We start from the raw sequence: 10542 nt of genomic DNA on the forward strand, positions 1-10542 counted from the left end.
TAGTGTCGGTAAAAACACTAGAGTTGTCGAAGCAAACTAAAATCAGCGACGAAACTCATTTTGGTTTTCACTATGTTGCACCTCAAGGTGATTTTCAATTAGCGATGCCTAAGCATTGCTGTGACTTAATTCCTCACGACACCACGGTTGAGATGCTAGCTGAATACATGGCAAAGACATTGGCAAGTCAAGCGCCTGAAAGTCATTTTAAAGTTATCGCTTACGAAGGTATTGGCAAAGGGGCCATTGCGGTAAGAGGTTAATCAAGTATTATTAATGGGCTGCCTTAAGGTGGCCCTTTTTTTATGTTTTTTGTCGCTATTTACAAGGAATGCGTTTCGATTATGTTATTAAAAAATACCGTTTTAAAATCGATATCAACAGCAGCAATGTTGGCGGTCAGCCTTTGCGGCTTAAGTGCCAATGCTCTTGCCGCTGTGACATTTCAAGGCCAGTTTGAACAAGGTGCTTTAGTGCGCGGCTCAGTGCCAGTTGGCAGTAAAGTATTACTCAATGGTCAATCGGTCAAGGTCACCCCAAAGGGGCAGTTTGCCATTGGGTTCGATAGAGACGCGAAAAAAGACCAAGTATTTAAAGTGACTTATCCCGACGGATTAACAGAAATAAAGCCGTTAACCATAGCCGCAAGACAATACAAAATTGATCGGGTCACCGGCATAAGCCAAAAAATAATGAAACCTGATCCAGTTGCCCAAGCCAGAGCAGCAAAAGACGCTAAACAGACTCGTGCAGCTAGAGACTTATTTAGTCAGCAACAGGCATTTATGCAAACGTTTATTTGGCCTGTTACTGGCAGAATTTCAGGCGTTTATGGAAGCCAGCGCGTTTACAACGACGTACCCGGTAATCCGCATTTTGGCGTTGACGTTGCCCGTCCAACAGGCACGGTAGTTGTTGCGCCAGCAGATGGTGTTATTACTCTAGCCGAGCCAGATATGTTTTATTCTGGCGGTACGGTGATTATCGATCACGGTTATGGTGTTAGCTCTACCTTCTTACACCTGAGTAAACTGTATTTAAAGGTTGGTGATAAAGTTGTGCAGGGTGATAAGGTCGCTGCCATTGGTGCCACTGGTCGAGTGACTGGCCCGCATTTAGATTGGCGCCTAAACTGGTTCCAAATGCGTTTAGATCCCGTCTCGATTGTACCGCCAATGGCGACAGTACTGGCTGCAGAGAAAGCGGCAAAATAGTATTGAGCCATATGTTAGAGTTGCTGTATGACGATTAAACCGGAGCTCATTACACATCCCTAGTGTCGTTAGCATGAAAACTTGCACTTTATAGGTCATAAGCTAACCATAATCTGTGTTGTGGATTTAAAGTAAAAGACTTCTATCGTGCGACTAAATGCTTACTTTCTAAATAAAGAGGATCTCGTCATGATCAAGCAAGTGGGTAATACAGAGATTCTCTTAAAGCACAAAGCAACATGTCATTGTGGTGCCATTGAACTTGAACTCAGTTTACCCAATGGCATCGAAAATCCACGACGTTGTGATTGTTCAATTTGTCGAAGAAAAGGTGCGATAGTTGGGTCCGTAAAGTTGGATGGGATTCGGGTGGTAAAAGGTCAAGATGTGTTAACGCTTTATCAATTTAACACCAATACTGCGAAGCATTATTTTTGCTCACACTGCGGCATTTATACCCACCATCAACGCCGCTCAAACCCTGCTGAATACGGTTTTAATATAGCGTGCTTAGACGGTGTTAACCCATTTGATTTAGGTAATATAGTCACTGGGGATGGTATCAATCATCCTGCCGATAGGAATGTTTAATAACCGGTCCATATTAGCCAGTAATTATTATGGATACATCCATTGATTATTAATGGTTATATCGATCAGCTTTAGACGTTATTTGACTAAGTACTATGATAGGAGAACCGTATGTTTCGTTGGCTTATGTTATTGATTAGCATCACAGTGTGTTTGAACGTGAATGCGGCGATCAATCTGACGACATTAAGTGAAAATGGCATCGATAAGTGGCAACCCAAAGTGTTTTCCGGTAAATCAATTTACTCAACCGTTGAGTACAAAGGACGTTTCGCACTTAAAGCTCTCAGTCATAATGCCGCGTCAGGTTTAGTGTTAGAACGCCAAATTGATCTTATGGTAACGCCTTACCTCAACTGGAGTTGGCTCGTCGAAAAGCAACTGCTGCCGTTAGACGAGCGCAGTAAAAAAGGAGATGACTTTGTTGCTCGAATTTACGTGGTTATTGATGGTGGTTTTATGGTGTGGAATACCAAATCATTAAACTACGTTTGGTCGAGCAATCAAGATAAGGGCTTGGTTTGGAACAACGCTTTTGCTGGCTCAAGTGTCAAAATGCTCTCTATTAGAGGGAAGGAAGCGCAAAAGGGTCAATGGTACCCAGAAAAGCACAATATATACCAAGACTTGATTGAAACCTTTGGCGATAAAGGCAGTGATAAAGCTAATCGTAAAGCCTATCAATACATTGATATCATCGCGATAATGACCGACACCGATAACAGTGGCAAACAAGCTGAATCTTATTATGCAGACATCATATTCAGTGAGGAATAGAAACGCATTAATTGGCGGGTTAAATCTTATATCTACAAGAGCCTGTAAATAATCTTGCTTGTCGCTTAGCCCATTTTTAACGAATATAAAATACTGATTTAGATGTTAAGGGCTAACTTCTTTTATCAATGAAGATTTATGAACATGAAAATGGCTGTGGAAAATTGCAAAAATACTTATTTTAAGCGTGTTGCTATTACTTGGTTCTGAGTTAGCCGCTTTGGTGTTGTTTATTGATGTTGTCAGTCTTTATGTGTTCTTATTACTGCTTGAAGTACAGTTACTGATAGCTCGTGCAGATAATACAGCCTTGATTCAATCGCCAGCTTATTGTATCGACCGTTATAGCAGTGGACTAAATAAGTAAAAAAACTGTTCGACTAATCGTTTTATCAATGGTCTTTTGCGCCACTCCCGAGCATCCATTTTAATGGAATTGGCCATATATTGATGTTGGACTTTACTAAGCGACTGAGTAAATTCTAAATTTTCTACAGAAAGAGTCACTTCAAAGTTAAGCCATAGGCTGCGCATATCAAGATTAACGGTGCCGATCAGGCTATGATGCAGATCAATGACCACTGACTTTGTGTGCAGTAAACCACCGCGAAAACGATGAATATTGACACCTGCATTAAGTAACTCACCAAAGAAAGATCTGCTGGCCCATTCCACCATCATTGAGTCGTTTTTGTCGGGTATGATTAAATTCACCTCCACGCCACGTAATGCTGCTGCAGTTAATGCAAACAGTAGGTTTTCACTGGGGACAAAATAAGGGCTAGTGATAGTGATGCTGTGTTTTGCTTGATAGATACTGAGCAATAAAACTTGCTGGATCATATCCTCAGGCATACCAGGCCCAGAAGGAATAACTTGAACCATGTCGGATGGTTGTTCTTCTTGTAGATGGCATTTTGGCGGTTCGGGTAACATTCTTTGGTCTGTTTCAGTTTCCCAGTCCCACGCAAGAATACAGTTAAGCACTGGTACGCTGGAGCCAGTAATCCTCACCATAACATCTATCCACTCACCAACACCGGCGCTTTGATTAAAACATTTGGGGTCGACAAGATTCATCGAACCTGTATAACCGATTTGGTTGTCTATCACGACAATTTTACGGTGAAGGCGAAGGTCAAGGCGGCGGAAGATCATACGTACAAGAGACACAGACAGTGCGGAAACCAGCTGTATACCTGCTTTACGCATTAGTTTTGGCCATTTACTGTTAAAAAACTTTCGACTTCCCGCAGCATCTAATAATATTCTCACCGCCACACCTCGTTGAGCCGCCTGTATAAGAGCCTCCGCAACTTGGTCTGCAAGCCCACCTGGATACCAAATATAGAACTCTAAATGGATTGAGGTTTGCGCTTGTTGTATGTCTTCAATTAGGGTTGTTAAAATTGTTTCTGTGGATGATTTAAGTGTCAATTGATTATTGGCTAACGTAGGAATACCAAGGCGTTTTTCGCATAAATTGCTTATGGGTATCGCGTAATAACTTAAATTGTGAGGGCGATATTGTTGGATGGCAAACAGTCGACGAAACCATTCCCGATAGGGGCCATACATTTCTTTTGATCTTACCGCTCGAGCCTTGCCAAGATTCATCTCGCCAACGAGGAAGTATAGGAAAATGCCTAAGATGGGGACAACATAAATAAGCATCATCCAAGCTAAGGAAACACCAATAGATCGTCGTTTATAGACAATACGTGTGGTGATACCTGCAATGAGCAGCCAGTAAGCTAACACACTGATTAATGTTAATATTTTATAAAACTCAACCATAGTCAACCAGTGTATCAATCATGTAGAAAAACAGGCACTTATCATATCAGGTTTTCAATCTGTATTGTCTACCGTTATCCGTCTGTACGGCTGGGTATATTAAACAGATTGTTTTATGATAAAGACACAGATGTTAATTAATTAATCTAGCTTGAACGAACCAAGTGTTAATCAGTCCAATGTTAGTAAAGCTAAAGCTAAGGCTAGTAAAGCTAGAGTTAACCAATTTCTAGCAACAATTTTAGATAGCACACCCAAAACTAATTGAGGTATTTATCCATCGGTATTTTTCGCTCAAAGCCAACATCGACCTTACAGCCAAAGCGTAAATTGCTTGGGCTGGCTCGATGGGGAAGTCTGGTTATCGTCATGTTATTGATGACGACAGTTGTGGTTGTGCCAAAATTTGTGCATTTAGCGACAGAACCTCAAGTGATTAATAATGAACAAGAGTCGTTTGCTGCTCAATGTGTTGCTGCTACACCTATCGCTAAATTGGATACTGATGGCCAATTGGCAGTCGCGAGCTGGAATGTCTATAAGCAGCAAAATGCTGGCTGGCAAACGCTGCTCAGCCAATTAGCTGAACAAAATCAATTATTGTTGCTGCAAGAGGTGAAGTTATCTGACGAATTTCAGTTATGGCGTCAACAAAATCACCAACAATTGGCAATGGTGCAAGCATTTAGCCAGGACCATATACCACTTGGAGTGATGAGTTTATCTCAGGTTGCGGCGAGTGAAAGTTGCGGTTATTTGACAGCCGAACCCCTAATACAGTTTCCCAAGTCGAGTTTGTTAAGTTACTTCCCCTTATCGAATGGTGAAACTCTGCTGGTGGCTAACCTGCACAGTATTAACTTTGAGTATGCTCTAGACAGTTATGCTGTGCAGTTACAGCAGCTACTGCCAGCGTTGAGTGCTCATAAAGGACCGATCATTTTCGGTGGTGATTTAAATACTTGGCGCCAAGCTAGGCTGACGATGTTAACCCTGATGACAAATCAATTAGGCTTAATAGCGGTCATCCCTGAAGATGACAAACGTACAACAGTGATGGGCTATCCTATTGATCACCTTTATTATCGGGGACTAACCTTAGAGTCATCCGAGGTAATTACAACCCAAAGCTCGGACCATTATCCTTTGTTGGCGCAATTTAGTTTAGGCGAAAGTTAACGATGATTGTTTTGATGATGGCTATTAATTGATTCAAATTGTATTAAAAGTCATAAAGACTGCATGGGTTTGCTCAAGATAAATTGATTGATGCGGTTGGAAAGCACAACAGTATGAAAATTGATTCACAGTCGTTTTTCAATTCGAATAAAATAACCTTTAACAATTTGATGTGTGTTCTACGCAGACTAAAACGATAAGAGCATAATACATTATGATCTTATCGTTAATTAAGCCGTTGATTAAACATCTATATCAGTAGCTTGATATGTATCTCATAACAAGCGTTTTATCTACAACAGCTTTATCTGCCACATGTTTAATAAGTTACTTCTTATTAAACATTGCTTGGCCGGTTTTATCTTTTTCAGACCAGAAATTAATATTGAACTGGGCATCAGGGCTTAATTCAATACGGTGCCAGTATTCTGGTGGGCTGGTGGCAAACTGTCCGGCATTAATCACCACTTTCACTTCAGGCTCAGTCGCTTCGCTGTTAGCAAAACCAAAATATGTCACTACACCTTCCATTACACATAACTGCCCAAATACTCCTTCGGCGGTATTGTGGTGACTCAGCAATGCATCTGGTACATTGTCTTTAGTGAAAAATGGCGTAGAACGCTGAATAGTCCAATTTGCTGGGATACGTTGATGAGACATAATGCTCTCCTAAACAACCTGAACTCGGGATAATAAACGCCTTTCAAACAGTCCTTTGCCCTGCTAACTGCGTTGAATCGACTTACAATAGGCTAGCTATTGACGCGTCAATTCGCCTTGTTAGCATAACAAATGACAAGCTTGAAAGTGAGGAGGGTTAACATGCTGATTTTAAATAGCATAAGTTCATCCCTTATCCCAAATTCAGGTTAAATTGATTGATGAGTAGGCTTTATGAGTAAAGCCTACTCGTTAAAATACTAAAGACTTGCTGGTAAGGCTCTGAGTAGCGGGAAGGTATTGTTCATGTGTCCTTCTGTTACTACAAAACCGATAATCTGTTTTTGCTCGTTGTAGGCTTTTACTGAACAACCCAGAGCATCAATATCCACCTGCCAAGAGGCTACATCGGTTACGGTGTTACCGCCTAATTGAATCGGCATGTGCGGCGTTTTAACTTTGACTAACATCGCTGGTAACTTCAAATCTGTTGGTTGGCCGAGTAAGGTTTTTGCTAATGCATTGGCGCTTAACAAAATTGGCTGTAAGTAGGACATCACCTTGCCGTTTATTTCGGCGCAATCTCCTAAGGCATAAATGTTATTCACTGAGGTTTGCAGCTGATTATTAACCACTAAACCTTTATTCACTTTACATCCAGATTGACGTGCTAAGCCAACATTAGCCTTTAAGCCTGCGGCTGAAATAACACAATCCACGGTATATGTTTGGCCAGAGCTGAGTGTGGCACAAATACCTAATTCAGTTTTATTTAGTGAACTAATCGTGCGCCCAAACTCAAACACCACGCCCATATTAACCATTTTCTTTTGTAAAGCACTGGCGACTAACTCTGGCAACATGCTCGCCATCACGCCGTGGCTTGGATCAACCACCACGACTATTTTGCCACTATGATTAAGATCCATCGCTATTTCAGTGCCGATAATGCCTGCACCAATCACTAGAACCGTCTGTGCATTTTGTAGTTGCAACTGCGCGCTATCAAACTCACGTAAGCTGTTTAAGGTAATAACACTGTCAGTGGCATTGCCAAGCATAGGGGGTACAAAGGTTTTTGCTCCCGTCGCTAACACCAGTTTTGCATATGGATAAGCAACGCCATTAACAAACACTTGTTGTTGAACGCTATCAATACAATCAACCTTGGTAAAAGCATGCAGAGTAATATTATTCTCGCTGGCAAACTCTTGTGCACTCAGACGGATTAAATCAGCACTGTTTTGCTTGTTACTAAATACATGGCTCAAATCCGGTTTATTGTAATCGTGGCCTTCATCAAGGGTAAAAACGGTTATTGGTAAGTGCTTATCTGTGCGTCTAATGGTTTTGATTAATTGATATGAGCCAAAGCCGCTACCAATGATAATGATGGGTGCACTCATGATGCTTTCCTTTCAGCAATAGGGACAAATACATCTTTGCCAAGGCCACAATCTGGGCAAAGGAAAAAGTCTGGTACTTCGCTCCACGGTGTTCCTGGTTCTACTTCTTGATTAGGCTCACCCAATACTGGCTCATATACCCAATTACACACAGTGCAGAGCATATTTTGTGAATCACTCATTGCTGTCGCTGTTGTACATGTCGGTTTGATTGCTTGAGTTGTTTGGACTGCTTGCGTTGGCTTAGTGGTTACCGTGGCTTGAGCGCTCTTAGCTAGCGATGCAGGTGAAATGGATTTTACATTACTTAAATCATGCCATGCCCAGCTTTTGGCTATCTGGCGACCATGCTCACGGCATTCGCGCATCGCTTTACCATCGGGTCGCCATTTTGCTTTTAAGCCGACAATGGTTTCAAATCCGGCATCCGTAAGACGGGTGTGAATACGGTCAACCGCGCCGCCGTTCCAACCATAACTTCCAAATGCACCGGCTTTCTTATCTTTAAAGCGCAAGCCTGTGATCTCTTCTAACATGCCCGCGACTTTTGGCATCATGACATTGTTCATGGTCGATGAACCCACCAAAATACCTTTAGAGCGGAACACATTAGCTAAGATGTCATTTTTATCATGACGGGCCACATTAAACACTTTAACTGACACCACCGGGTCAACGTCGTGGATCCCTTGAGCAATGGCATCGGCCATCATGCGGGTGTTATTAGACATTGAGTCGTAAAAAATGGTGATTCTGTCTTCTTGATAATTATCTGCCCATTGCAGATATTGATGAATAATCTGGGTAGGGTTGTCGCGCCACACCACGCCATGGGCAGTAGCAATCATGTCTACAGGCAGGTTAAAACTCAGCACTTCGTTAATTTTAGCGGTAACCAGTGAGCTAAACGGGGTTAGAATATTGGAGTAATAACGTAAACACTGATCCATTAATTCAATTTGGTCTACTTCATCATTAAATAAATGCTCATCACAATAATGCTGACCGAACGCATCATTACTAAATAGCACAGCATCTCCCGTTAAATAGGTCATCATACTGTCTGGCCAATGCAACATTGGGGTTTCAATAAACACCAACTGCTTGCCATTACCAATATCAAGAGTATCGCCGGTTTTAACGATATTAAAATTCCACTCGGTATGGTGGTGTAAGCCAGTAATGGAGTCGATAGCATTTTCGGTACAATAAATTGGCGTATTAGGGATTTTAGCCATCAAAGCTGCTAACGCACCTGAGTGATCTTCTTCTGCATGGTTAATGACGATGTAATCAATCTTATCGAGATCAATTTCCATCTCAAGATTTTGAATAAATTGCAGGCTGAAACGATGGTCAACAGTATCAATTAAGACATTTTTTTGTTCACGGATAAGGTAACTATTATAACTCGTCCCTTTAGTGGTTTTATATTCAGTGCCATGAAAGTCCAATATTTCCCAGTCACGTTGTCCAACCCAATCGATGTTATTTTTAATGTGAATTGTCATATGTACACCTGTAATAAATGAGAAGTTAAAGTTCAAAGATAAAGATTCAAAAGTTAACTTCGTTATTGCAGGTGACGTGCCAACTAGTTAAGTGGCTGATAAATAAAGATAGTACTGTGTTTGGTGAAGTCATGATTGTCATTAAGACAGCTTGTTAGTGTGTCTATATGACATCTGATTGTCATTATGACTTTGTTGGTGAGGCTCTATTGGGTGATTGTCAGACAAAATGTGTTATCTGGATGATTGTTGTACTTTATAAATAGTTAGCTGATTGATATGACAGAGCCATAGCCGTAACGGTTATTAATAAGCCGATATTAATGACTTAGATAGTCAGAATGAATTACTTGGTTAATAGCTTTGCTAGGGTCAATATACCTGACTCTAATGGACTATCTTTACGATAGACAATCGATAGTTGAACATGTTTTGGACCATAGCTCACTGGTGTCATAACCAGTGACTTTTCATACCGACTGCCAGCAACCATATTTTTACCAATAATGGTGTAACCTAAACCCGCCGCGATACAACCTAAAACACCATCAGCACTGCTCATTACCATGAGTTCATCATTACCTCGGCCAGCCTTTTGTTGCCAAATAAGGGCATGTTTTCTATAGCCACAGCCTTCATCGCGTACAAACAAAACCGGATCATGTTCACTGTCTCGTGGAGTCACCATAATCAGTTCTTCTTTCACAATCGGGATAATAATAAGGTTTTCATGTTTAGGCGCATTACCTATCGCAGCGCAGTCAACTTTATTGTTCAACACCGAAAATACCAGTCTTTCGCTGGTGTCAGTATGAATTTTCGTTCTAATTTCAGCGTGATTCAGCTTGAGTTTTTTGAGTGCCATAGGCATATGAACCGCTGCAAATGTTTCTGGCATACCAACTCGTAACTCGTAAGTTCCTTTATTGCGCAAAATGGCAGAGGTTGCTTGGTATTCTAATTGTAAAATCTGATCTGCATACTCGCAAAGCTGTTGTCCACTAGGCGTTAACTGTAATTTTCGGCCAATGATAGTAAATAGCTTAGTATCCAGTTCTTTCTCGAGTTTTTTAATCCGGTTGGTGATGTTGGACTGAACCGTATGCAACTTATCAGCAGCACCTTTAATGCCGTCTTCATCAACAACGGCTTTAAACGTTTTTAGCATTAATATTTCCATATAGTTCTCTTAATAAGAAGTGTTTGTTCTCAATAATTCAATTTTTTAGATTAGCAGGTTGACGTATTGTTTGTTAATGGTTTCACTTAAAAAGTGACTTTGATGTTACTAGAGCTAACAAAAGTCCGCGTCTATTTTGCTGGTATCTGTAGTTTAATTGTCACGGTTGGAGTGGCTAGATTTTCCTATAGCTTGTTGTTACCGATGATGCAGGACGGTGCAGG

At 41.1% G+C, this 10542-nt stretch carries 10 protein-coding genes and 1 pseudogene; 6 read left to right on the plus strand and 5 right to left on the minus strand.

Going from position 1 to position 10542, the window contains the following annotated elements; all coding sequences use genetic code 11:
* From H5202_RS13485 to H5202_RS13505, 5 genes and pseudogenes are all read left to right on the plus strand, one after another.
* Positions 1–263 (plus strand): annotated as a pseudogene (locus tag H5202_RS13485) (hypothetical protein); the annotation flags it as partial.
* Positions 264–389: 126 nt separating this feature from the next.
* Positions 390–1214 (plus strand): M23 family metallopeptidase, encoded by an 825-nt coding sequence (locus tag H5202_RS13490; RefSeq protein ID WP_259397319.1) that lies wholly within the window; start codon positions 390–392, stop codon positions 1212–1214.
* A gap of 189 nt (positions 1215–1403) precedes the next feature.
* Complete coding sequence (locus H5202_RS13495; RefSeq protein ID WP_182772523.1) at positions 1404–1805, plus strand: GFA family protein; 402 nt, start codon at positions 1404–1406, stop codon at positions 1803–1805.
* Between the two features lie 111 nt (positions 1806–1916).
* Positions 1917–2582, plus strand: a complete 666-nt coding sequence (locus H5202_RS13500; protein ID WP_182772524.1) for a DUF3047 domain-containing protein — start codon at positions 1917–1919, stop codon at positions 2580–2582.
* Between the two features lie 187 nt (positions 2583–2769).
* A complete protein-coding gene (locus tag H5202_RS13505; RefSeq protein ID WP_182772525.1) occupies positions 2770–2949 on the plus strand; it encodes a hypothetical protein in 180 nt (59 codons plus the stop codon).
* On the opposite strand, the gene cls is transcribed toward H5202_RS13505, so the two are convergent.
* Positions 2925–4379, minus strand: a complete 1455-nt coding sequence (gene cls, locus H5202_RS13510) for a cardiolipin synthase (RefSeq protein ID WP_182772526.1) — start codon at positions 4377–4379, stop codon at positions 2925–2927. The two genes, H5202_RS13505 and cls, sit on opposite strands and share 25 nt — an antisense overlap.
* A gap of 369 nt (positions 4380–4748) precedes the next feature.
* On the opposite strand from cls, the gene H5202_RS13515 reads away from it, so the two are divergent.
* Positions 4749–5558 (plus strand): endonuclease/exonuclease/phosphatase family protein, encoded by an 810-nt coding sequence (locus H5202_RS13515; RefSeq protein WP_182772527.1) that lies wholly within the window; start codon positions 4749–4751, stop codon positions 5556–5558.
* A gap of 327 nt (positions 5559–5885) precedes the next feature.
* Here H5202_RS13515 and H5202_RS13520 read toward each other — a convergent pair whose 3' ends face one another.
* The 4 genes from H5202_RS13520 to H5202_RS13535 form a co-directional block, all read right to left on the minus strand.
* On the minus strand, positions 5886–6221 hold the full coding sequence (locus H5202_RS13520) for a DUF1971 domain-containing protein (protein WP_059745090.1): 336 nt from the start codon (positions 6219–6221) through the stop codon (positions 5886–5888).
* 260 nt (positions 6222–6481) lie between these two features.
* Positions 6482–7627 (minus strand): NADH:flavorubredoxin reductase NorW, encoded by a 1146-nt coding sequence (gene norW / locus H5202_RS13525; protein WP_182772528.1) that lies wholly within the window; start codon positions 7625–7627, stop codon positions 6482–6484.
* Positions 7624–9138: an anaerobic nitric oxide reductase flavorubredoxin gene (gene norV, locus H5202_RS13530; protein WP_182772529.1), complete on the minus strand. Its 1515-nt coding sequence runs from the start codon at positions 9136–9138 to the stop codon at positions 7624–7626. Before norV ends, norW begins: the two co-directional genes overlap by 4 nt.
* Before the next feature lie 346 nt (positions 9139–9484).
* Positions 9485–10306, minus strand: a complete 822-nt coding sequence (locus H5202_RS13535; protein ID WP_259397318.1) for a LysR family transcriptional regulator — start codon at positions 10304–10306, stop codon at positions 9485–9487.
* Positions 10307–10542 lie beyond the last annotated feature (236 nt).

It is taken from the genome of Shewanella sp. SG41-4 (assembly GCF_014164505.1).
Classification (GTDB): domain Bacteria; phylum Pseudomonadota; class Gammaproteobacteria; order Enterobacterales; family Shewanellaceae; genus Shewanella.

Excerpts from the sequence above, each read along its gene's own strand:
- norW (WP_182772528.1), bottom strand. The coding sequence starts at position 7,627 with ATGAGTGCACCCATCATTATCATTGGTAGCGGCTTTGGCTCATATCAA.
- H5202_RS13515 (WP_182772527.1), top strand. The coding sequence starts at position 4,749 with ATGTTATTGATGACGACAGTTGTGGTTGTGCCAAAATTTGTGCATTTA.
- H5202_RS13500 (WP_182772524.1), top strand. The coding sequence starts at position 1,917 with ATGTTTCGTTGGCTTATGTTATTGATTAGCATCACAGTGTGTTTGAAC.
- norV (WP_182772529.1), bottom strand. The coding sequence starts at position 9,138 with ATGACAATTCACATTAAAAATAACATCGATTGGGTTGGACAACGTGAC.
- H5202_RS13535 (WP_259397318.1), bottom strand. The coding sequence starts at position 10,306 with ATGCTAAAAACGTTTAAAGCCGTTGTTGATGAAGACGGCATTAAAGGT.
- H5202_RS13490 (WP_259397319.1), top strand. The coding sequence starts at position 390 with ATGTTGGCGGTCAGCCTTTGCGGCTTAAGTGCCAATGCTCTTGCCGCT.
- H5202_RS13520 (WP_059745090.1), bottom strand. The coding sequence starts at position 6,221 with ATGTCTCATCAACGTATCCCAGCAAATTGGACTATTCAGCGTTCTACG.
- cls (WP_182772526.1), bottom strand. The coding sequence starts at position 4,379 with ATGGTTGAGTTTTATAAAATATTAACATTAATCAGTGTGTTAGCTTAC.
- H5202_RS13495 (WP_182772523.1), top strand. The coding sequence starts at position 1,404 with ATGATCAAGCAAGTGGGTAATACAGAGATTCTCTTAAAGCACAAAGCA.